This window comes from Mesorhizobium sp. M0030 (assembly GCF_040323695.1).
GTDB lineage: Bacteria > Pseudomonadota > Alphaproteobacteria > Rhizobiales > Rhizobiaceae > Mesorhizobium.
In genome coordinates, this window is the sequence record NZ_JAMYVE010000024.1 from 1 (window position 1) to 20,991 (window position 20,991).

Consider the following 20,991-nt stretch of genomic DNA (forward strand, 5'->3'; position numbering starts at 1 on the left):
CACCCCCCGCCCCTTTCCGCCCCTATGTGCGGGGCGGCCGCGCGCCCCCCCCCCCCCCGGCCCCGGCCGCGGCCCCGGGGCGGGGGCTCGATGATCAGAGTGGGCTGGCGTTGCGCGTTTTGTCGCGCTCGGCCTCGATGTCGGTGTAGGGGTCGGCATTGGCATCGAAGCCGGTCCAGCCACCGGCTTCGTAGGCGCGTCGGCGGTCTTGCAGATCGACCGAGTTGGATTCGCCAAGAATACGCTCTGCCTCGTCGGCGAGTTCGTCGCTGACCCTGGCGGTCACCATCGTGCCACCGCGGCGAACGCCCTCCGCATAGACATGCGCATCCCTTTCGGGGACGCCTGACTCGGTCAGCGCCCCGACGATGCCGCCGGCAGCGCCACCGACGACCGCGCCGCCAACGGCGCCGACCGCGGTGGCGGCCAGCCATCCTGCGGCCACGACCGGACCGACGCCCGGAATGGCCATGATGCCGAGCCCTGTCAGAAGCCCGCCGGCGCCGCCAATGACGGCTCCGAGACCGGCGCCGCCGGCTGCATCCTCGGCGGCGTTGGAGGTGTCGCCATCGTCGTACCAGTCGTCCGAATTGTTGGCGACGATGCTGATGTCGGCCTGCGGCACGCCGATTGCCTCCAGTTCGCCGACGGCATCGGAGGCATCATCGTAGTTGTCGAAAAGTCCGGTTACGGTTTTCATGGTCTTGATCTCCTCGATCTGGTTCAGAGGTTCAGTTGGCGCCGGCAACGACGTTGCCCTGATAATCGAGCGCCACGGTCGTGGTCTTGCCATCCTTGGTGGCCTGACCGCGCCAGATGCCCTGGTCGTCTTTGGTCAGCTTGGACACGCCGGAGAAGCCGGCATCCTGAATGCGGCTCTTCGCCTGATCCTCGGTGAAGCTGTTGGCACCCGGGACCGGGGCGGCCGGATTGGTGGTGTCGGTCGTGCGCACGGCCGGGGTGGTGGAGCTGGTGGTCGACGATGCATTGTCGGTGGAAGCGATCTTCTCGACCATTTCCTGATGCATTTTGAGCGTCGGCAAGGTCTCGGAGGCGAAGGTCTTCAACTGCGCGTTGTCGCCGTCCTTGGCATAGCTCTCGAACAGCGTGACCGCCTCCGAATGCGCATCGCGCTGCATCTGGACATAGGGCTTGTCGACGGCATCGTTGGCATTCTGCAGAGCCTCCAGATCGGCCTTGTGCTTGGCATCCAGCTCCGTCGGCACTTTCAGCTTCTGTTCGCCGGCGATGGTCGCAAGCTTGGCGTTGGCGGCCCCGTGATCGTCGATCATCTTCTTGGCGAAATCCTTGACGCCTTGATCCTGGGCCTTGCCTTCTGCGATCTTGCTGGAGTCCACTTCGAACAGGCCGCCGATGGCAGCCTTGTCGACAAAGTCCTGAGCACTGTCGGCGGCGAAGGCGGGCAGGGCGAAGACCATGGCTGTGGCGGTGGCCAGCGAAGCTAGAAGAACACGTGTTTTCATGGACAGAAATCCTCGTTGGGGCACACATTGTGCTGTGAGCCTAACCAGTGCGGCCAAGCTTTGTTCCGCCGCCCAAGCGTTATAGCCGGGAGGGTCGATGCCGCGATGATGGCCCCTCGTCAGCGGCTTTTTGCGCCTTTGCCATGCCGACGCTGAGGACGGCGACCCGCTCGATGGGCGCCTTGCAAGTCGATCAAAAAGGGAAACGAGGCCCTTCGCCGCCGGCAAGTGAACACCGCCCGCGGTGACCTATCGAGGTTCAGCGATCGTTGCGTTCGAGGCGGCGCGCAACCTCTGTTTGTGCGACCTGCAGCAGCGTGTCTATTTCGAACATCGCCGCCGCATGGCCGCCGTCGCGAATGACACGGCGGGCGCGGTGGAGCAGGTCGGAGACCGTCCGCAGCGTTTCAGCATGGCTCGATCGATTCGACAAATGCGTGCCCTCCATCAGCCACAACCGTTGGATCGGGAGAGTGTTCCCAAAGTTGGCGGCCGGCCGGGTGAATGACTGTGAGCGCAGGCGGCGGAACCATCCTTGTCCGTTGGCCGTTCCCCCTGCCTCAACGAGAGGAACAGCCATGGCCGACAACGACACCCCGAAGGATACCGCGAAGGAAACCCCGAAGGACACCCCGAAGGACACCCCGAAGATGTCCGCCCGAGAGGCCCAGGAGGCCCTGGAGAAGCAGGTTGCATCGCTGAAGCGCGAGATCAGCAAGATCAACCGGACGCTTGCCGACCGTGCAGAAGATGCCGTCGGCGAAGCCGGCGGCTGGTATGGCAGCGCGACCGAGCGCGCGGCACGGGCAACGCAGCAGCTGAGATCGCAGGCGCAGACGGTGTCCGAAGCCGTCCAGCAAAATCCCGGCACCATCAGCAGCGCTTTCGTGCTTGGCGGCATTGCCGGGTTGTTGATCGGCATGCTGCTCGGGCAAAGCCAGGAACGCGACCGAAGCTGGTTCTAGCGGCGTATCTTATGAATATTGCGCCCGCCGGCTTTGCTGGCGGGCTTTGTATGGACGCCAGATCACTGTGGCTTTGAGTGAAAAACTCCCCGCTCGGGTAAACGGGATTTGTGGTCGGCGCCGCCCGCGCGGCGCCCTCGACAGGTGAGTTGAGTTTCCCTGCCGCGGTCGTATGTTGTTGACCGTAGTGGAGGATCACAAATGCCCATTCGACGCAAAGCCACCGAGGCCGGCGTTTTGCAGCCATCCGAACTCGAGCTGTTGGGCCGTGTATTCGAGCAGCTTAAGCGCGACGGTCAGTCGCCCGAAGCACGCGACGCCATCGCATCCCGGATTATCGCGAACTATATGGCCGGCGTGGTCGACGAAGCCGAGCTCGTCAGTCTTTCGAGGCAACCGCTGGGCCGGTAGTGCGCTTTCCATCCCGGGTTCAGAAGAGTTTCAGGTCGTCAAATCAGAGGGATAAGGCAATGCCGGCTGACCCACCGATAGAGCGACGGTCGCATATCCGTGATCTTGTTCTGAAGGAAGCGACAATCCGCGTTGGCGACGCCAGTATCAATTGTCTGGTTTGCAACCAGCACGCCCACGGCGCGGAGCTACGGGTCAAGGCCGATATCGCAATCCCCGACCGTTTCGTGCTTCACGTGCCAGTCGATCATACCAGCTATCGCGCCGTGGTGCGGTGGAGACGGAACGAGCGACTTGGGGTGCAGCTTGATTCGGGAAGGCAGGCGTAGATGGCGGTAGCCGGACGGATCACCCAGCTGTTCAAGTCCAGGGTTGATGGGACAAGGCAGGGCGCGTTTGCGGCACGAACGCTTCTTTCCATGCTGCTTGCGATTTGCAATCAGTTGCTATAGCGTCTCACTGCTTGCAAATTACAAGCGGTTAATCCGTGAACCGACTATGTGAAGGCGCTGCTTATGGCCAAACTTATCTTGGGAATGAACGTTTCCATCGATGGCTATGTCGATGACCTTGCCGGAAATCTGGTCATGGGCGCACCAAGCCAGAAGCACTTCGAGTACTGGATCGAGACGATTCGCAACCATGCCGGCGCTGTGTATGGCCGCCGGATGTACGAGGTCATGCGCTATTGGGACGATGATCGCGCGGAATGGGATGCTTCGCTTCGCCAGTTCGCGACACTCTGGCGCAAGCTGCCCAAATGGGTCGTTTCGCGCACACTTTCACGGGTCGGCCCCAACGCCACCCTCATCTCCGGCGATATTGAAACGCAGATTCGCGAGATCGCGGCCCGCACGGAGGGTATCCTGAGCGTTTCCGGTCCGGAACTGGCCGGTCTTATGACCGGGCTGGGCCTGATCGAGGAATATCACCTGCACGTGAGGCCGTTCGTGCTCGGCAAGGGCAAGCCTTTCTTCCACGAGGCAAGGCCTCCGCTGCAACTGGTGTCGAGCACATTGATCGATGACGATACGGTTCATATGATCTATGTGCCGCGAGGCTGAACGATAAGGCGCTTCAGCGCCAACATGCGAACCAACACGTACGTTCGCAGTGGGCCTGGTCCCGGCCTTCGCACCGAGGTCTCACATGTCAGCTTGCGTGCTGGGTACCCAAGCAGCAGAGGGTCTGCTGTCGGCCGAAAATCTGCCGGTCAGCAATGCGCCCCATGCCGGTCAAAGAGGCCTTGCCGCCGTTACTCCATAAGCAGACATTGCAGACCTACAAGGACATCGCTTTTACGCCCGAAGCGCCGCTTCGGTTGGTCCTTCAGTGACCTGGCGGCCCAAGGGCGTCGTCCTCCACCGCCCGCCCTCGTCCGCAACTCACCGTTGCCAGCGGCTCTGCTCCTGGCCTTCCCGCGATGACCGAGCGGGTAGTGAAACATCATGGTCAAGCCTGAAAAGCAAGGTCCAACCTAGCCGCCTTTCCAGGCCTGCGTCATCATCGTCCAGCAGTTCAGGATCCTGCGTGCGCCAGCCGGGTCCGTCGGGTCGGCCGGCCGCACAGTTTTTTTCATCCCGCTGGAACATTGGCGAAGGAATGCAGTTGGGGTCGCTGCAGATGCCGCCGCGTGGTGCCTGTGGGCGATTGGTGGCAACACCTGATCGGCCGCCGCTCCTTTACGAGGCGGCTTAGCGTGTGAGCCAATCCTGCAGCAAAGGCCTTGGGATTGGAACGACCAACAGGAGGCAGTCATGAAGCACCAGACACTCGATCAACTCCAGTCAGTCGCGGACATCAGTCCACTATCGCCGGCTCTGCTGGCTACAAGGACGCAACGGATAGAGCGGTGGGCGGAACTGCTCTATCGAAATCCGACGCGCTCCCTTGTGGCTCTCACCGGGACTGAGCATCTGCATCCCTCTGTCCGCGGAGAAGCGCGCGCGGTCGGATCGGCGATCAGTGTCGCTTTTGACGATCCACTGCTGCGTGCATCGGGCATGCAATCGGATACCTACGGGGAAGCCAGACGCTTCTTCGAACTCTCCGATTGGCAGTTGCATGAGATCGTCTGCAGTTGCCACACCGGCGCCACCATGCAGGCTGGCTGGGCCGCCGGGCGTGTCCGCAGGGTTCTCAATGGGAGCAAGATATTGGCTTGGCTGAGAAAAGGATTCATGCCGCACTGAGACACAGCGCTTGCGCCTGAAGAAGCATGCAGGCTCCAGCAGAGATTGCGTCGGCTCCGCGAAGGCATGGCTGACCTCAATGGAGTAGGGCGGCCGAGTTGCTTGCGACTTCAGAAATGACGTTCACCATTGCTTAGTGGACCTCGTCAGGGTGATCGGCAATTTCGTGAATAGCGAGTACCAGCGCCAGTTTCGACCAACCGGTCGGCAGCGCCCGCGTGACCAAGCGGGGTTACTTATCCTCGGTGGGTCACATGTGCGCTTCGTCAGCGGTATAGCCTGCCAATCCCTCCACAGCCGTTTTGACGCTGCGAAAAGCTCGAGGCGTGAGGGGGCAATTTGACCCAGGAATCCCGACAACGGACCTTCCGCTTTCGGCCCCGAAATTGAAATTCGAGGCGCGCCCCATCACCCCGGAAAGATCGTAAACCCGCCATCGACGCGGAGCACCTGCCCATTGATAAACCGCGCCCGCGGGCCAGCCAGAAACGCCACCGCCTCGGCGATCTCTTCGGGCTCGGCATAGCGGTTCAGCGATTTCCTGCTCGAGTCCATGCGCTCGGGATCGACCACGCGGGTCGCCTGGAAGCGAGCCGTCTTCGTGGCGCCTGGGCTGACCGCATTGATGCGCACGCCGTCGTCGATCAGTTCCTTGGCGAGACAGCGCGTGTAATGCACGACCGCGGCCTTCAAGGTGGAGTAAACGACCTCGGGTGAGCAGCCGAGATGTGCCGCCGCGGAGGCGATGTTGATGACGGAGCCGCTGCCGCGCTGCTTCATCGGCGGCACGAAGGCCTGGCAGACCAGCATCGTGCCGATCAGATTGTTCTCGGTGAGCACGCGGATGTCGTCCAGTTCGATGTCGAGGGCGTTGTTCGGGTTCGGCTTGCCGCCCTTGGCGCCGATGTCTCCGCCAGCGCAATTGACCAGCACATGGACGTCGCCGAGATCGGCCTCGATCCTGCGCTTCATCTCGGCCACCGCCTTCTGGTCGCCAATGTTGCCGGTCACCGACGTGACCTTCGTCCCATGCCGCTTCAGGCGCTCGACCACTTCGCTCAGATTGGCGAACTCGCCATATTTGGCCGGCGCTTCCTCGTCCATGTCGTGGATCGCGACATTGGCGCCGAGTTCGGCCAGGCGCTCGGCCATCACGCGGCCGAGGCCTCGGCCGGAGCCGGTTACGAAGGCGGTCAATCCATCGAGTTCACGTGCCGTCATCGGATTTTCTCCATCAAACCAAATTTGCGCATGTTGGCGGCGCTGCGCCGGATCATGTCGAGCTCATAGGAAACCAGTGAGACGTCGTCCTCGCGCTCCCAAGGCGTGCGGTAGTCGGCATCGTCGGGCAGCCGGTTGCGCTGCGCGGCCGCCAGACAGGCGGCAAATTCGCGCGCCGTCTTCGCGGGGTAGCCGCGCCACCAGTCGTCGCTGAGATAGCGGACATGCCGCGCCTCCAATGCGCCCGGTTCGAGAACGGCGGTCATGCGATCGTGGTGTTGGCCAAGAATGGCGAACAGCTCGGCAAACGGCACCGCACCGTCGCCGATGGCGCAGCGGATCAGCCGGTAACCTTCGGTCGTGAACTGCACGCGATAATCCTTGAGGTGGACATGGCGGACATAGGGGGCGATCACCTTCGTAAAATCGAGCGGCGCTTCGCCGACCGGGAACGTGTTGCCGGTGTCGAAGGTGACGCCCACACTGTCACCACCTAGCGCGCAGAATTCGACGAGTTCCCGGCTGGTGAAGTCCTGGTGGTTTTCGATCGCAAGGACATACCCTTCGGCATTCGCGCGGGGACCCCATTCCACCAATCGCTCTCGAATGATGCCGACGTACTCGCTCCATTTTTCGCCGGCGGCGTTGCGGTCGCCGCAGAGAATGGGCGTCAGCGCCGTGCGGATGATTTTGGCCTTGAGCAGGCGCGCGGCCCGAAAGGCATCGTCGAGCGGTTCGCCCACCAGCAGGCCGCCGCTGACGACCGGCGCGATGCGAAGGCCGGCGAGCCGTTCGCGCAGCGCGATCACCGCGTCGTCGGAAAGCTCGGTCAGCCATGGCACCCAGATCTCCAGCACGCGCGCGCCGAGATCGGTCGCGAGCGCGATGAAACCTTCGAGCCCCGCAGGTCTAGGATTGGCGCGTGGCGTGCCGCGGCCCTGGAGGCCGAGATGATAGGTCAGGCCGTAGGGGTTCAGGCCGACCTCGAGCATGAAGCGATCCTTTGAGTCAGGTGTGGTCATCGCAGGCCGGCATCCACGGTGATCGACTGCTTGGTGATCATGCGGCTGTCGTCGGCGGCGAGGAACAGCACCGTGCGCGCGATCTCCTCGCCGAGCAGAATCTTGCGGATCACCTGGCGCTGCACGACCTGGTCGACCGAACCTTCGGTCTTGTACCAAAGCTCCCGCTGCCGGTCGGTGATGACGGCGCCCGGCTCGATGGCGTTGACGCGGATGTTGTCGGGGCCAAACGCCCGCGCCAGCGCGAAGGTCAGCCCGACCACCGCAGCCTTGGCCGCCGCATAGGGGGCCATCTCTGACGCGCCGAAACGCCAGGCGATCGAGGAAAAATTGACGATCGAACCAAAGCCCACTTCCTTCATGTGCGGATGCACGCCCTGGGCGGCAAAGAAGTGGTGCCTGAGGTTCACATCCTGGGCATGGTCCCATGTCGCCTGGGTCACGTCGGCGACCGGCTGGCGATTGTCATCGGCGGCGTTGTTGACCAGCACCGCGACAGGCCCTAGGCGGTCGCGCACCGTGCCGATCGCGGCCTGGAGGGCGGGGATATCGGTCACATCGCAGCGCAGGAACAGGGGCGCGTGCGCTGCCGCGGCGGCGAGTTCCCGCGCGAGCGCCTCGCCGGCCTCCTGCTGCAGATCAAGAAACGCCACTCGTGCGCCATTGGCGGCGAAGGCGCGGACCGTGTCGGCGCCGATGCCCGACGCACCGCCGGTGATCAGCACGACGCGCTCGGACAGGCTCGGATAGGTGGCGAAGGACAAGGCGGAACTCTTTTCAAATCAAGCTTTGGTCAGATCGGGTCAGATCAAGCGTTTGGTCGTCGGGTCGAACAGGCACGCACGCGCCATGTCGATGCCGAGCGTCACCGTCTCACCCATAAGCGGCGTGCCGTCGGGGTCGAAACGACCGGTGATCTCCTTGCCGCCCAGGCGCAGGACGGCCATGGTCTCCGCGCCTGTCGGCTCGACCAACTCGACCACGGCATCGATCTGCGCGATGCCCGGCTTGCGGCGCGCAAGATCGGGATCGAAGCGGTAGATGTGCTCGGGACGGATGCCGAGCACAAGCTGTCGCGGCGTGTCGGATGGGAGCGCCTGGACGATCGGCAGGCTGGCCGTCTTGCCGTCGGCGGTCTGCAGGACAACAGTGCGGCGACCGCCTTCCTGGCTCAGTTCGGCGGCCAAAAAATTCATCGCCGGCGACCCCATGAAGCCGGCGACGAACATGTTGGCCGGACGGTTGTAGATCGTGGCGGGATCGTCGAATTGCTGGACCTCGCCCTGATGCATCACGGCGATGCGCGACGCCAGCGTCATCGCCTCGACCTGGTCGTGGGTGACGTAGACGGTGGTCTTGCCGACGCGGTGATGCAGCTTCTTGATTTCGGTGCGCATGTCGACGCGCAGCTTGGCATCGAGATTGGAAAGCGGCTCGTCGAACAGGAACAGTTTGGGATCGCGCACCAGCGCCCGGCCCATGGCGACGCGCTGGCGCTGGCCGCCCGAAAGCTGTCCGGGCTTGCGCCCTAGCAGCGGTTCGATCTGCAGGAAGGCGGCAACCCGCTTGACGGCCTCGTCCTGCTGCGGTTTCGGGACGCGGCGGCTTTCCATGCCGAAGGTGATGTTCTCGCGCACCGTCATCGTCGGGTAGAGCGCGTAGGACTGGAACACCATGGCGATGTCGCGGTCCTTCGGCGGCACCGAATTGACCAGCCTTCCGTCGATGCGGATCTCGCCGGAGGTAACAGATTCGAGCCCGGCGATCATCGCCAGCAGAGTGGACTTGCCGCAGCCGGACGGTCCGACCAGCGCGATGAACTCGCCGTTCCGCGCTTCGAGATCGATGCCCTTCAGCACCTCGACCGCGCCGAAGTTCTTGCGCAGCGATCGGATGGTCAATGTCGACATGCGATGCCCTTCTTGGCGGACGGGACGATCGGCGACAGGAGACAGGCTCCGCTCACTGGATCGCGCCTCACTTGACGGCGCCTCACTTGATCGCCCCTTGGGTCAGGCCACGAACGAAATACTTGCCGCCGAAGAGATAGATCAGCAGCGGCGGCAGCGCGCCGATCAGCACGGCGGCGCTCATGACATCGTAGGCGCGCACATTGGTGCCGCTTGCCGTCAGCGCGACGAGCGCTGCCGTGATCGGCTGTTGCTGCCCGGAGGTGAAGACGACGCCGAACAGATATTCGTTCCAGATGCCGGTGAACTGCCAGATCACCGTGACGATCAGGATCGGCGAGGAGAGCGGCAGAATGATCTTGCGGAAGATGCGCCAGAAGCCGGCGCCGTCGATGCGCGCCGCCTTGATCAGGTCGTCGGGGATGCTGACGTAGTAGTTGCGGCAAAACAAAGTGGTGAACGAAATGCCCTGGATAACGTGGATGAGGACGAGCCCGTAGACCGAATTGCTGAGGCCGAGATTGCCGAGGATGAACGCCCACGGCATCAACGAAATCTGGCCCGGAATGAAGACGCCGAGCAGCATGCAGGTGAACAAAGCTTCCGAACCTCTGAAGCGCCATTTCGACAGGATGTAACCGTTCATCGCGCCGACCGCCGTCGAGATGATCGTGGCCGGGATCGTCATCTTCAGGGAGTTGTAGAAGTTGCGCTGCATGCCCTCGCAGGTGCCGCCGATGCAATAGGTGCTCCAGGCCTGGCCCCAGGCATCGAGGCGGAAGCTGCGCGGCAGCGAGATCAACCCGTTGCGCGCGATCTCCTGCTGGTCGCGGAATGAATTCAGCACCACCACCAGCAACGGGACCAGGTAGATCGCCGCGAAGACGACCAGCAGCCCATAGATGGCGAAGCGGGTGAGAAAATGCCGGCGCGACGCGACTGCGGCAGCGCGACGGTCGAGCGACTGGTCCAGGGAGACGTCAGCCATGGCCGGCTTCCTTGCGCCGGCGCCAGACCACCCAGAATGAATAGGGCACCAGCACCACGGCAACAGCGGCAAGCATCATGATGGCGGCGGCCGCACCTTCGCCGATCTGGCCGCGTTGGAACATCAGGTCATAGACGTAGATGGCGGGGAAGGTGGTCGAGATCCCCGGGCCGCCTTTGGTCAGGGCCGCCACGAGGTCGAAGGTCTTGATGGCGAACTGGATCTGGATGACGGCGACCGCCAGGAAGATCGGCGCAATGGTTGGCAGAAGCACCTTGCGATAGATGCGGAACGTCGATGCGCCGTCGATCTGCGCGGCCTTGACGAGGTCCTGATCCACCGAGCGCAGGCCGGCCAGGAACAGCGCCATGGCAAAGCCCGAGGCCTGCCAGACACCGGTGATGATCACCGCGTAGATCGCATAGTGCCGGTCGCTGGCGAGTGCGAAACTGAAGCTCGCCCAGCCGAAACCGCGCACCATGGCCTGGATGCCGTCGGTCGGATTGTAGAGCCAGCTCCAGACCGTGCCGGTGACGATGAAGGAGACGGCCAGCGGATAGAGGAAGATCGTGCGCCAGGCCGCTTCGCCGCGCACGCGCTGGTCGATCAGGATCGCCAGCAGCAGTCCCACCGCCATCGAGCCGACGATGTAGAAAGCGCTGAAGAAAAACAGGTTGTTGTAGGCGATGTTCCAGCGCCGGTTCGCCCACAGCGACGCGTAGTTGTCCAGGCCGACGAAGCCGTAGGTCGGCAGCAGCGAGGAGTTGGACAGCGAGATATAGAGCGTCCAGCCGGTGAACACGAAGACGTAGACGAAGCTCGCCACGAGAGAGGGGCCGAGCACCAGCAAGGGCATCGCGGAGCGCCAGGGGCGGGCGGGCGCCGGTACCGACAGGATCAGGTCGTGATTTGACATTCAGAGCACGGAGATTGGCAGAGCACAGGACTGGCGGAGCGCGGGACCGGGATGGCGGACGGCCGGGTGCGGATGGCGCCCGGCCATTCCCGTCTATTTCTGTGCTTCCGCCGCGTCGGCCATCGCATTGGCGCCATCCTCGGGCGACATGTCCGGCGTCGCCACGAACTCGGTAATGGAGTCCATGATCGCGCCGCGCATCTTCTGCGGGATGGTCATGTTGTGCGCCATCGAGCGGACCAGCGTGCCCTCCTTGATCGAAGCCTGCAGATCCTTCTGCGAGAGCTGCTGGCACGGATTGAAGCCCTTCGACAGATCGATATCCAGGCGTGCGGGGATCGAGCCCTTGGCCTGGTTGAAGACCGTCTGGAAGTCGGGCGACAGGATCAGGCTGGCCAGCAGCTTCTGGCCGTCGATGTAATCCTGGTCCTTCTGCTTGAAGAACACGACCGAGTCCGAGTTGAGGATGAAGCCGGGTTTGCCCCAATCGGTCGGCGCCTGGGCGCAGACATAGTCGGTGCCTTCCTTGAAGCCGGCGGCGGTCAAAAGGCCGATCGTCCAGTCGCCCATGATGTGGAACGCCGCGTCGCCCTTGCCGACGAGCGCCGACATCGAATCCCAGTCGCGGCCGACCATGCCCGGATCCATGTACTTGCTCGTCATCAGGCGCATCTGCGTGAAGGCCTTGACCATCCCCGGGCTGCGCATGGATTCGACATCGCCTTCGACGAAGGCCTTGCGGTAGAGATCGATGTCCTGGCCGTAGAGCACGACCTCGAACACCGTCGAATCCGTCCAGTCGGCGGTCGAATGCGAGATGCAGATCTTGCCTGTGGCGACGATCTTGTCGCAGGCCGCATTGAACTCGGCCCAGGTCTTCGGCATTTCCGCCACGCCGGCGGCCTGCATGACCTTCGGCGAGGCCCAGAGCCAGTTGATGCGGTGGATGTTCATGGGCGCGGCGACCCATTTGCCGGTCGGCTTCATCACCGGAAGCAGCTCCGGCGCCACCACTTTCTCCCACCCTTCCGAGGCCGCCAACTCGTCGAGATCGGCGGTCATGCCGGTCTCGTTCCACTCGGCGATTTCCGGGCCCTTGAGCTGCACGGCAGGCGGGGCATTGCCGGCGATCACGTCGGCGCGCAGCTTGGCCAGCGTGTTGGCCGTGTGGCCGGCGATCGAGGTCTGCTCCCATTTGCCGCCCTTGGCGGTGAACATCTCGCCGAGCTTGGCGATCGCCTGGGCGTCCGATCCGGTCGCCCATTGGTGCAAAAGGTTGGTCTTGGGCTCGGCGAAGGCTGCGCCGGCGAAAAATGTGCACGCAGCAGCGGCCGCGAGCGCGGTCATGACGGACTTCATCGTTTCACTCCCATATCGTGTTGCACGGTTCGTCTCGACCGCTTATGGCCGCGGTTTGAAGCCGCCGCCAGCGAGATGCGTCAATCTCGAGTTCTTTCCAAGATGACATATTGGAGCTATCAGTCAACGATGTTTATGTTGAGCCATGACAAAACCTTCGCTTAGAACCTGGCTGATCGACAGACCCTCCGCGTCGCCGGAGAGCATGATCGTGCGCTGCCTGAGCGAGCGCGGCGCACTTTCCGCGTTGCAGATTGCACGCGCCACCGGTCTGGCGCGCTCGACGGTGTCAACCGCGCTTAACGGCTTGAAAAAGTCTGGAATGGTGATCGAAGCCCCGACAAGCCGCGACGGCATCAGAGGCATCGGCAGGCCAGCCGCGGCGGTGACGCTCAATCCGACAGCGGGCACCTGCGTCGGCATTCACCTGGCTCTTCAGCAGATACGGCTCATCGTCGCCGATGTCTCGCATTCCGTCATTGCCGAACAAAATATTCCAATGGCGCTGGACTACCAGCCGCAACAGGCGGCCCAGGCGGTCAAATCGGCGATTGCCCAATCCTACAGGGAAAATGGTCTGCCGATGGCGGGGCTCCTGGGGGTTGGTGTCTCCGTCTCCGGCCCTGTCAGCCGCGATGGAGTGGTGCTGCGCGCAAGCATGGTTCCAACATGGGCCGGCGTCAATATACGAGATGTGTTCGGACCCGTCCTGGAACAGCCGATCTTCGCCGACAACGAGAGCAACTGCGCGGCCATTGCCGAGCTGATGTGGGGTGCGGCCGTCGGCCAGGACGATTTCGTGCTGTTCAAGATCGATCTGGGTGTCGGCGGCGCCATTGTCCAGCATGGCCGGCTGGTGACGGGCGTCGCCGGCGGCGCCGGCGAATTCGGGCACATCAGCATCGATCCCGGCGGCGACCTTTGCCGATGCGGCAATCGCGGCTGCCTGGAGCTCTACGCGAGTTTTACCCGGCCGCTGGAACAGATTTCGCGTGTCGTTGGGCGGCAAGTCACCATGGACGATGTCATCGCCATGGCCGAGCAGGGCGACGTCAGGGCGTTGCGGATGATCGAGGATACCGCCGAGATCGCCGGCCGGGGTCTCGGCCTGATCGGCTCGGTGCTCAATCCGCCGCTTATCATCATCGGCGGCCACATGGCTTTGGCAGGGGACATTCTGTTGACGCCGCTGATCGCGTCCTATGAACGCCACACGCTGATCAAGTCCCGGGATGTCGCTCCCGCCCTGCGCACGCGCATCATCGTTGGCAAGCACACCGAGAACGATGCCTTGCTGGGCGCGGTCGGCCTCGTTTTGAGACACCAGACGAAGGAACTGTCGCTGGGGTGATCGTCAGGACCAGCCTGTGCTTGTTCAAGTCAATTGCATGTGCCCGCAGCCTTGAGCGCTTCGGCGCGGGACGATTTGGGCAAATCCGCGATCCGCCGGACAGAAGCGTAAAACCTTGGATAGTCGCCCGAACACAGGTCGAACAAGCGAAGAAAGGCCGGAACCTGTTCACCGTAGACGGCAGTCGCGGCGAGCTTTGCGTTGTTGATCGGGGCATCGAACCAGGCGTCGTATCCACGGTATCCCGCCCAGTGCCTGTCGCGCATCTGCCGGTAGCGCGCCCGCAACCGGTCGATGGTTGCTGCCTTGGCGGCCGCCATCTTTTCCGGGGTGCGGGGACTACCATAGACCTGCCTTAGCTCGTCGCGCGTCCTCGCCACCAGCCCGAGAAAATCGGCGCTGCGCTTGCGATCGGCTTCGTAGCGGCGCAATCCGGCCCGGTCGCCGGCGGCGCGGAGCCATTTCCTGACGCCGCTGGTTTCGACGGCAACGGCGAATGCCTCGTTGAATGCGGAATCGCCATCCACATAAAGCCGCTGATGCGCCAGTTCATGAAAAACAAGGCTTGCGAGATAGGTGTCGTCCTGACGCAGCATGGTGCTCAGCAGCGGGTCACTCGACCAGCCAAGCGTGGAATAGGCGGTGACGCCCGAGACATAGACGTCCAGCCCCTGTCTTTGAAGCTCGACAGCGCTTTCAGCCGCGGATTTCCGGGAGAAATAACCCCGGTATGGAACGCAGCCGAAGACCGGAAAGCACCATGTTCGTGGCGCCAGCGAGAATTGCGGCGCGGCAAAAACGGCCCAGGTCACGGCGTCGCGATGGATGTCGACATAGCTGCGGTAGCTGCTGTTCTCGGGCAATGCCAGTTCATCCGTCGCAAACCGTCTTATCGCGCTGGCCGACGTCAATTTGGCGCGCAATGCCTCAGGCGTCGAAGGATCACGGATGAGTTTTGTAATATTTTTGCGGGCGGCCATGATCTGCGCGTGACCCTGCAACGACTGCGCGTAGTAGGAAATACTCGTGCAGCCGGTCACCCCGGACGCCATGACGACCGCGGCAAGCATCCGAAGAACGCGCTTCACTGTTTGCCCACCCTTGCCCATCTCCCCATGCAGCAAACGTCCTGGTCACCCTCAAACAGGAGGCACCGGTTTCCGTCAAGAGCTGCAGGGGCAGGGGGCGACACCGACCTGGGCAGGGCAATGCGGCGATTCGCCTAGGATTGACGAAAGCCCACCGCAGGGCGGAGCGGGCGAGATACGGACCGTCCGTTGGGACGCCGTTCCCACAAGCTGCCGCGCGCTACTGGTCCGAAAACTTCACGCTCACACCGCGCTGGCGAAAATAAGCCTGCATCAACTTACGGCCCGAGCGGTTGTTCTGGGCCAATTTTGCCGGATCGAACACCGCCTGTTTTGCGCCCTCTCGTGTCAGTGCAGCCTTGAGCGTCGCGATATGGGCGTCGATGTCGGCATTGTCCGCCCGCAGCGAGGCATAGATACTTTCGGTCGCTTCGGCCACAGTCGGTTCGCTCACAGATGTCGTCCTTTGGTTGGTTGGGCGGCGGCTTTACCACAGATTTGCGGCTCCGACGATATCGACCGAACCGTCAGAGCACAGCGCCCAGGGCGCAAAACCCCAAAACGTATGTATTCGGCCCAGCTAAACATTGCCCGGCAGGCGAATGGGTCTAACTATCGCTAGGAAACGGGGGGAATCACGTGGCTGCCAATCGTCGAAACGACATCTCATCGTCCGAGCGAGGGCTAGGACGGATTCTTGCGGCAGGCAATGCCCATCCGCGCACAGCTCTGCCTACCGTGGCAACCATCGTCACGACAGTAGCTGCGCTGTATTTCGGTCGTGAGGTGTTCCTTCCCATTGCCATCGCGCTGCTTTTGACCTTTGCGCTGGTGCCGATGGTCTCCGCACTGAAGCGTGTCGGCTTGCCTCGGCTGCCCGCAGTGCTTCTGAGCGTGATTGGCGCATTCGCGGCCCTGGGCCTGTTCAGCTTCATTGTTGCGACCCAGGTAAGCGAGCTTGCTCAGAACATTTCCGTCTACCAGACAAACATTCTGACCAAGGTGCGTTCCCTCAAGGAGACGGGCGTTGGTGGCGGCATAATTGCCAGGCTGAGTGGGGTGATCGAGCGCGTCGGTCAGGAGATCGACAAGCAGGATGTGGCGCCGCCTGCGGCCGACAAGCCCCGGCGCGAGCCTGTTCCCGTCGAGATCGTCGCCCGCGAGAGACCTCTGGAGGTATTGCAGAACATCATCGGACCGTTGATCAGCCCGCTGGCATCAGCTGGCCTGATCATCATCGTCGTCATCTTCATGTTGCTTGAGCGCGAGGATCTGCGCGACCGGTTTATCCGCCTCGTCGGCTATGGCGACCTCCATCGCACAACGCAGGCATTGCAGGATGCCGGCAAACGGGTTGGCCGCTATCTGATCATGCAATTGGTGGTCAACATCGTCTACGCGATACCAATCGCGATTGGCCTTTGGGTGCTCGGCATTCCCAACGCGCTGCTGTGGGGGTTGCTGGCACTGGCGCTGCGCTTCGTTCCCTATATCGGCCCTGTTATCGGCATGCTGCTGCCCTTGTTTCTGGCCTTGGCGGTTGCGCCCGGCTGGTCGCTGGTGCTGTGGACCGCCGCACTGTTTGTCGTCATGGAATTGGTAACCGGCAACGTCATCGAACCGTGGCTCTATGGCTCGCGCACGGGACTTTCTCCTTTGGCAATCATCGTTGCGGCAATTTTCTGGACATGGTTGTGGGGGCCCCTCGGCCTGGTCCTTTCGACGCCGCTGACAGTTTGCCTCGTCGTCCTCGGGCGACATGTTCCGCAGTTCGAATTTCTCGACGTCCTCTTTGGCAACGAGCCCGTCCTTGAATCTCACGCCCGGCTCTATCAACGGCTCCTGGCCGGCGATCCTGACGAGGCCACTGACCATGCCGAGGAGATCCTCGAGGAGAAGTACCTGATCGATTTCTACGACACGGTCGCCATTCCTGCTCTCCTGTTGGGCGAGCAGGACCGCATGCGTGGCGTGATGGGCGATCAACAGCGAAGGCAGGTGGCGGCGAGCGCCCAAATTCTTGTGGCAAATCTTGCCGACGATGCACAGGAAGAGGCAAGCGAGGAAGATGCGCCGACAACCACCGCGGAAGGGAGCGCGAGCAGGGAAACAGATGGCGTCGAAGAGGAAGAGATCGAGCTGCCCGACGGCAAGGACATGTCGGTGCTTTGTGCCGGCGGTCGCGGCGAACTCGACGATGCCGCTGCCGCCATGCTCGCTCAGGTGCTGGAGGTGCAAGGTGCTACGGTGGCGAAGGCCAGTTTTGTCGATATGGAGCCGGCAGGTATTCGTCGTCTCGAACTAGAGGCGATCGACACCGTCGTGGTCGGTTTCCTGAACCGGGATTCGCTCAAGCATGCCCGCTTTCTGGTCCGCAGACTGAAGCGCGCCAAGGCAGGTTTGAGAATTGGGATTGTGTTCTGGTCAGACGCGGAGCAGGGCGATGTCGGGCAAGAAAGGCAAGCTTTGGCCGCCGACATCAGCGCCGATTTCGTAGCCCACGGCATGGTCAACGCTGTGCTTGGCGCACTTTCTCCAGCGCCGGCCGTTCCCCTCAAAGTCGTTTCGAAACGCCGCGATCGACGGCGTCCGGCCCCTCGAAAACGGATCCCGGCCCAGGCAACGGCCGCAACAGCCTAGCAGCACCGCCATGTCTCAGATTGCCGCGCCGGCGCTGGAATCTCTGGTGAGACGGCAAGATCGTCCCCCACTCGCAAGCCATGGAACAATCTCGCGGCCTTGCGGTTCCTACCATCGAAGGAGAACCCCCATGCTTAGATTCCTTATCCGCCTCGGCGCGATCTACGCGGCGTTCCAGATCGGCCGAGAGTTCGGCCGCAAGGAGACCGAAATCATGCTCCTGCCGCCGCCCGTTGACTACGAGCGGCACCCGACGTCAAGAAACGAAACCGAGTTCGGAGAGGCATAGCACTGCTCAATCTGTCTGGTCGATCTGGCCCGTGCTGGCGCCGTCCCTGCGCCGGGCGCATTATCGTGAGAACGGACCGGCCACTTGGCTGTGCCAGGATCGATCCTCGCAACGCAATAATTGAGCCGCTATCTCTGTCGTTCAAACGCGGCACAACGAGGTTGACCGTGCGTCGAGGAATGAGTCTCTCTCAGATCTTGGCGTTGAGCCGATGGAGAAGGCATGATCAGCACGGGCAACGCACGACCCTAAGAAAGTGGAAGGGAAGAAGCACTGGTGCTGTCAATTGCCAGGGAGACCGGCATCACCGAGGATCACGGGCGCGACCTTGTTCGCCTGATCGGCACCGGCCGCAATTCGCTGCTCCGTGAGGCACGGCAGCTGCTCCGGCAGCGCCTGGCTAGTTTAGACCGAAGGTGCTCAGAGCACGGCTATCCCGTCGCCTTCTGCTGCCCGGCGGTCATCGCTTTGAGAGCCCGGACCACCTCTGCAGGTCCGGCGGGTTTCATCACTCTTACGCCAGACGAGAACGCTTCGGGGGTTTCCTCGAGCCCCAAGCCGGAATAGACGATGAAAGGAACCGCCCGCCCTGCCAAGGTTTTTGCCGCGTCAACAGCCTCGCCGTCCGACAGCCTGACGTCCAGGATCGCTGCGGCGGGGGTATGGTCCGCAAGAAAACGTTTCGCCTGGGAACATGTCGCCGCCAATGCCACGGCAAAGCCCGCCTCCGAAAGAGTGGACTCCATATCCAGTGCTATCAAGGCTTCGTCGTCGACGACAAGGACCAAGGGTTTGCCCATGCGCGGATGATCGCACGTTTGTAGATGGAAGACGAGTCGAGGCTACGACCCTTTTAGGGTCCGGTTCCCGTACGCAGCGGGTCGAGACCGCGAGCAATGGGAACCAACTGATCCAAGCCGCATTATATTTGGTTGGACTGGACAAGGTGTTTGGGATGCATGAAGCAACACAGGCGAATGTTGTCGCCTTCGAAAACCCGGGGGTGTCCAGCAATGACGGTCTGGATTTCGATTACAAGGATTTCTTCGAAAACGGCGCCGTTGCCCTCCATCTGGTGAACGCAGACGGCGTAATCGTGCATGCCAACCAGGCTGAGCTCGACCTTCTCGGCTATCCCGCAGAGGACTACCTCGGTTGCCACATCGCCGAGTTCTATCCCGACCGGGACGTCATAGAGGACATTTTGGGTCGCCTTGCCAATGGCGAGAAGATCGTAAGATATCCGGCGCGATTGAGGGCCAGCGATGGATCGATCAAGCACGTCGAAGTCACCTCAAGCGGACATTTCCGGGACGGCAAGCTGATCAACACCCGGTGCTTCACGGTCGATGTAACCGACTTGGTGCACACCCGCTCGGAGCTCAGGCAGCATGACAGTACCTATCACCAGATACTCGACGGCCTACCCGTCGCCATCTACACGACCGATCAGGATGGGACGATCACCTACTACAACCGCGCCGCGGCCGATCTGGCAGGCAGGGAGCCTGAAATCGGCAAGGATAAATGGTGCGTGACGTTCAAGCTGTTCACTGCCGACGGCAAGGAATTGCCGCACGATGAATGCCCGATGGCCATTGCGCTCAAGGAGAACAGGCCGGTCCGCAATCAGCAAGCTGTTGCGCAACGTCCCGACGGATCGTTTTTTCCGTTCCTGCCCTACCCGACACCGCTGCGGGACGAGCACGGCGCTCTGATCGGCGCCGTCAACATGCTGCTGGACCTGACGGACCGCCAACGTGCCGAAGAAACCAGGCAGCACCTCTCAGCGATCGTGGAATCCTCATTTGACGCGATCGTCAGCAAGGATCTCAACACCATCATAAAAAGCTGGAACCAGGGCGCCGAACGGCTTTTCGGCTACACCGCCGACGAAGCGATTGGCCGGTCGGTGACCATGCTGATCCCCGAAGACCATCAGGACGAGGAACCCCGCATTCTCCAACGCATTCGCCGCGGCGAGCGCGTCGAACCATTCGAAACGACCCGCCAGCGCAAGGATGGCAGCCTGGTTCCGGTTTCACTGACGATATCGCCCGTGCGTAACGCAACCGGGCAGATCACCGGCGCATCGAAGATAGCGCGAGACATCACGTCGACGAAGGAGAATGAATATCGCATCCGCATGCTGATGCGCGAGGTCAACCACCGGGTGAAAAACCAGTATTCGGTCATCCTGTCAATGATCCGGGAGACCAACAAGCGATCGGAGACGCCAAAACAATTTGAAACCCAGGTGCGCGAGCGCATCATGGCGTTGTCACGATCTCACGACCTGCTTGTATCGGCGGATTGGAAGGGTGCCACGATCAGCGACCTTTTGGCGGCCCAGGTCGAGCCTTTCCCGCGGGGGGATTTGATCGAAATGTCGGGCCCATCATTGGTGCTCAGTCCCAACGCAGTTCAGTATCTCGGGATTGCCTTCCACGAACTGGCGACCAACTCGGCCAAATATGGCGTGCTCTCAGGGGACAAGGGCCGGATTTCGGTCACATGGGGCATCACCGGTTCCGGGGGTTCGAGGCTCTTTCACCTCACCTGGGTCGAAAGCGATGGTCCGCAGGTTCAGACTGTCGGACAAGGTGGCTTTGGAACCGTGGTGCTGAAGCGGGTCGCGCCCGCAGCGGTTAGTGGGCAGGGAATTCTCGAACACGGTCCGCATGGCATAACATGGAGCCTGGAAGCGCCTTCGGTTTCCGTGGCAGCTTCTGTCGTCCAAGAAGCTTAGAAGCAGGAAGCAGCCCTGCAACGAGCATTCGTCAATTGGCGTCTTTCTCCCCACTTCGCTCCAGAACCGGATGGCCGCCGCTGCGCCACGGCAAGTCATCAAGCAGCGGATAGGCGCACGTCACCGGCCTCGCAGCTCGCATTTCAGGGTATACCCCTGCTGACGTCGCTAACCCGGTTTTGGCGACGGTCTGAGACAGTGGAATTCAACTCAGCGCGGTTCGGGCCGCCCAGATCTGCTGATGCGGGAAAGCGGCAGGCTGCGAGGCAGCTGCCGTCTTTCGAAGTGGCGAAAACGTGGCATGGATGTGACAGAGCGCTGAAAAATTAAGATGCTCTCAACAATATTGCGAGGTAATGCTCAACTCTAGGTTTCTTCTCAAGTAAGTACGTGAGTCGAGGATAGT

Annotated in this window: 22 protein-coding genes; 9 read left to right on the top strand and 13 right to left on the bottom strand. The window is 62.1% G+C overall.

The features are described 5' to 3' along the window. Positions 1-94: 94 nt before the first annotated feature. The 3 genes from NKJ80_RS29755 to NKJ80_RS29765 all read right to left on the bottom strand — a co-directional run bounded on the left by NKJ80_RS29755 (position 95) and on the right by NKJ80_RS29765 (position 1,932). Positions 95-700 (bottom strand): general stress protein, encoded by a 606-nt coding sequence (locus NKJ80_RS29755; protein ID WP_023671087.1) that lies wholly within the window; start codon positions 698-700, stop codon positions 95-97. A 31-nt stretch (positions 701-731) separates the two neighbouring features. After that, positions 732-1,484 carry a DUF4142 domain-containing protein gene (locus tag NKJ80_RS29760; RefSeq protein ID WP_023814658.1) on the bottom strand — a complete coding sequence of 251 codons (753 nt, stop codon included), beginning with the start codon at positions 1,482-1,484 and terminating at the stop codon, positions 732-734. Between the two features lie 259 nt (positions 1,485-1,743). Beyond that, entirely contained in the window at positions 1,744-1,932 is a 189-nt protein-coding gene (locus NKJ80_RS29765) for a hypothetical protein (RefSeq protein ID WP_023671089.1), read from the bottom strand. Between the two features lie 130 nt (positions 1,933-2,062). Between NKJ80_RS29765 and NKJ80_RS29770 the strand changes: the two genes are divergently transcribed. From NKJ80_RS29770 to NKJ80_RS29790, 5 genes are all read left to right on the top strand, one after another. Continuing rightward, on the top strand, positions 2,063-2,449 hold the full coding sequence (locus NKJ80_RS29770; protein WP_352463699.1) for a hypothetical protein: 387 nt from the start codon (positions 2,063-2,065) through the stop codon (positions 2,447-2,449). A gap of 201 nt (positions 2,450-2,650) precedes the next feature. Continuing rightward, positions 2,651-2,860 (top strand): hypothetical protein, encoded by a 210-nt coding sequence (locus NKJ80_RS29775; protein ID WP_023671091.1) that lies wholly within the window; start codon positions 2,651-2,653, stop codon positions 2,858-2,860. 59 nt (positions 2,861-2,919) lie between these two features. Continuing rightward, complete coding sequence (locus tag NKJ80_RS29780) at positions 2,920-3,189, top strand: PilZ domain-containing protein (protein WP_023726509.1); 270 nt, start codon at positions 2,920-2,922, stop codon at positions 3,187-3,189. Positions 3,190-3,375: 186 nt separating this feature from the next. Beyond that, complete coding sequence (locus NKJ80_RS29785; protein ID WP_023698777.1) at positions 3,376-3,924, top strand: dihydrofolate reductase family protein; 549 nt, start codon at positions 3,376-3,378, stop codon at positions 3,922-3,924. A 693-nt stretch (positions 3,925-4,617) separates the two neighbouring features. Continuing rightward, positions 4,618-5,052, top strand: coding sequence for a hypothetical protein (locus tag NKJ80_RS29790; protein ID WP_023671095.1), 435 nt, complete (start codon positions 4,618-4,620; stop codon positions 5,050-5,052). A 408-nt stretch (positions 5,053-5,460) separates the two neighbouring features. On the opposite strand, the gene NKJ80_RS29795 is transcribed toward NKJ80_RS29790, so the two are convergent. The 7 genes from NKJ80_RS29795 to NKJ80_RS29825 form a co-directional block, all read right to left on the bottom strand. Further along, complete coding sequence (locus NKJ80_RS29795; protein WP_352498861.1) at positions 5,461-6,273, bottom strand: SDR family NAD(P)-dependent oxidoreductase; 813 nt, start codon at positions 6,271-6,273, stop codon at positions 5,461-5,463. Further along, positions 6,270-7,295 carry a sugar phosphate isomerase/epimerase family protein gene (locus NKJ80_RS29800; RefSeq protein ID WP_352498862.1) on the bottom strand — a complete coding sequence of 342 codons (1,026 nt, stop codon included), beginning with the start codon at positions 7,293-7,295 and terminating at the stop codon, positions 6,270-6,272. The genes NKJ80_RS29795 and NKJ80_RS29800 overlap by 4 nt, the downstream gene beginning before the upstream one ends. Next, the gene (locus tag NKJ80_RS29805) at positions 7,292-8,059 is read right to left on the bottom strand and encodes an SDR family NAD(P)-dependent oxidoreductase (RefSeq protein WP_023726514.1); all 768 of its coding nucleotides are present in this window, start codon (positions 8,057-8,059) and stop codon (positions 7,292-7,294) included. The genes NKJ80_RS29800 and NKJ80_RS29805 overlap by 4 nt, the downstream gene beginning before the upstream one ends. A gap of 39 nt (positions 8,060-8,098) precedes the next feature. Further along, positions 8,099-9,205, bottom strand: a complete 1,107-nt coding sequence (locus NKJ80_RS29810; protein WP_023726515.1) for an ABC transporter ATP-binding protein — start codon at positions 9,203-9,205, stop codon at positions 8,099-8,101. Between the two features lie 82 nt (positions 9,206-9,287). Continuing rightward, a complete protein-coding gene (locus NKJ80_RS29815) occupies positions 9,288-10,193 on the bottom strand; it encodes a carbohydrate ABC transporter permease (RefSeq protein WP_023671100.1) in 906 nt (301 codons plus the stop codon). Then, a complete protein-coding gene (locus NKJ80_RS29820; protein WP_352498863.1) occupies positions 10,186-11,109 on the bottom strand; it encodes a carbohydrate ABC transporter permease in 924 nt (307 codons plus the stop codon). Before NKJ80_RS29820 ends, NKJ80_RS29815 begins: the two co-directional genes overlap by 8 nt. A gap of 93 nt (positions 11,110-11,202) precedes the next feature. Continuing rightward, positions 11,203-12,468, bottom strand: a complete 1,266-nt coding sequence (locus NKJ80_RS29825; protein WP_023683165.1) for an ABC transporter substrate-binding protein — start codon at positions 12,466-12,468, stop codon at positions 11,203-11,205. 145 nt (positions 12,469-12,613) lie between these two features. Between NKJ80_RS29825 and NKJ80_RS29830 the strand changes: the two genes are divergently transcribed. After that, positions 12,614-13,819: an ROK family transcriptional regulator gene (locus tag NKJ80_RS29830; RefSeq protein ID WP_023700960.1), complete on the top strand. Its 1,206-nt coding sequence runs from the start codon at positions 12,614-12,616 to the stop codon at positions 13,817-13,819. 29 nt (positions 13,820-13,848) lie between these two features. Here the strand turns inward: NKJ80_RS29830 and NKJ80_RS29835 are convergent, their stop codons facing one another. Beyond that, the gene (locus tag NKJ80_RS29835; protein WP_352498864.1) at positions 13,849-14,889 is read right to left on the bottom strand and encodes an aminopeptidase; all 1,041 of its coding nucleotides are present in this window, start codon (positions 14,887-14,889) and stop codon (positions 13,849-13,851) included. 238 nt (positions 14,890-15,127) lie between these two features. Next, positions 15,128-15,361, bottom strand: a complete 234-nt coding sequence (locus tag NKJ80_RS29840; RefSeq protein WP_023686482.1) for a hypothetical protein — start codon at positions 15,359-15,361, stop codon at positions 15,128-15,130. A 185-nt stretch (positions 15,362-15,546) separates the two neighbouring features. Between NKJ80_RS29840 and NKJ80_RS29845 the strand changes: the two genes are divergently transcribed. Beyond that, a complete protein-coding gene (locus NKJ80_RS29845) occupies positions 15,547-17,547 on the top strand; it encodes an AI-2E family transporter (protein ID WP_352498865.1) in 2,001 nt (666 codons plus the stop codon). 130 nt (positions 17,548-17,677) lie between these two features. Beyond that, a complete protein-coding gene (locus NKJ80_RS29850; RefSeq protein ID WP_023747090.1) occupies positions 17,678-17,836 on the top strand; it encodes a hypothetical protein in 159 nt (52 codons plus the stop codon). Between the two features lie 431 nt (positions 17,837-18,267). Here NKJ80_RS29850 and NKJ80_RS29855 read toward each other — a convergent pair whose 3' ends face one another. Then, a complete protein-coding gene (locus tag NKJ80_RS29855) occupies positions 18,268-18,636 on the bottom strand; it encodes a response regulator (protein ID WP_023671108.1) in 369 nt (122 codons plus the stop codon). Between the two features lie 155 nt (positions 18,637-18,791). Here NKJ80_RS29855 and NKJ80_RS29860 point away from each other — a divergent pair, with 155 nt between their 5' ends. Beyond that, entirely contained in the window at positions 18,792-20,585 is a 1,794-nt protein-coding gene (locus NKJ80_RS29860) for a PAS domain S-box protein (protein ID WP_032996227.1), read from the top strand. The last annotated feature ends 406 nt before the right edge of the window (positions 20,586-20,991 follow it).

Bases quoted from the DNA above. Each gene is read 5' to 3' on its own strand.
- NKJ80_RS29790 (WP_023671095.1), top strand. From the start codon at position 4,618: ATGAAGCACCAGACACTCGATCAACTCCAGTCAGTCGCGGACATCAGT.
- NKJ80_RS29810 (WP_023726515.1), bottom strand. From the start codon at position 9,205: ATGTCGACATTGACCATCCGATCGCTGCGCAAGAACTTCGGCGCGGTC.
- NKJ80_RS29800 (WP_352498862.1), bottom strand. From the start codon at position 7,295: ATGACCACACCTGACTCAAAGGATCGCTTCATGCTCGAGGTCGGCCTG.
- NKJ80_RS29825 (WP_023683165.1), bottom strand. From the start codon at position 12,468: ATGAAGTCCGTCATGACCGCGCTCGCGGCCGCTGCTGCGTGCACATTT.
- NKJ80_RS29785 (WP_023698777.1), top strand. From the start codon at position 3,376: ATGGCCAAACTTATCTTGGGAATGAACGTTTCCATCGATGGCTATGTC.
- NKJ80_RS29815 (WP_023671100.1), bottom strand. From the start codon at position 10,193: ATGGCTGACGTCTCCCTGGACCAGTCGCTCGACCGTCGCGCTGCCGCA.
- NKJ80_RS29795 (WP_352498861.1), bottom strand. From the start codon at position 6,273: ATGACGGCACGTGAACTCGATGGATTGACCGCCTTCGTAACCGGCTCC.
- NKJ80_RS29760 (WP_023814658.1), bottom strand. From the start codon at position 1,484: ATGAAAACACGTGTTCTTCTAGCTTCGCTGGCCACCGCCACAGCCATG.
- NKJ80_RS29765 (WP_023671089.1), bottom strand. From the start codon at position 1,932: ATGGAGGGCACGCATTTGTCGAATCGATCGAGCCATGCTGAAACGCTG.
- NKJ80_RS29830 (WP_023700960.1), top strand. From the start codon at position 12,614: ATGACAAAACCTTCGCTTAGAACCTGGCTGATCGACAGACCCTCCGCG.
- NKJ80_RS29855 (WP_023671108.1), bottom strand. From the start codon at position 18,636: ATGGGCAAACCCTTGGTCCTTGTCGTCGACGACGAAGCCTTGATAGCA.
- NKJ80_RS29820 (WP_352498863.1), bottom strand. From the start codon at position 11,109: ATGTCAAATCACGACCTGATCCTGTCGGTACCGGCGCCCGCCCGCCCC.
- NKJ80_RS29775 (WP_023671091.1), top strand. From the start codon at position 2,651: ATGCCCATTCGACGCAAAGCCACCGAGGCCGGCGTTTTGCAGCCATCC.
- NKJ80_RS29770 (WP_352463699.1), top strand. From the start codon at position 2,063: ATGGCCGACAACGACACCCCGAAGGATACCGCGAAGGAAACCCCGAAG.
- NKJ80_RS29780 (WP_023726509.1), top strand. From the start codon at position 2,920: ATGCCGGCTGACCCACCGATAGAGCGACGGTCGCATATCCGTGATCTT.
- NKJ80_RS29835 (WP_352498864.1), bottom strand. From the start codon at position 14,889: ATGCTTGCCGCGGTCGTCATGGCGTCCGGGGTGACCGGCTGCACGAGT.
- NKJ80_RS29755 (WP_023671087.1), bottom strand. From the start codon at position 700: ATGAAAACCGTAACCGGACTTTTCGACAACTACGATGATGCCTCCGAT.
- NKJ80_RS29850 (WP_023747090.1), top strand. From the start codon at position 17,678: ATGCTTAGATTCCTTATCCGCCTCGGCGCGATCTACGCGGCGTTCCAG.
- NKJ80_RS29860 (WP_032996227.1), top strand. From the start codon at position 18,792: ATGCATGAAGCAACACAGGCGAATGTTGTCGCCTTCGAAAACCCGGGG.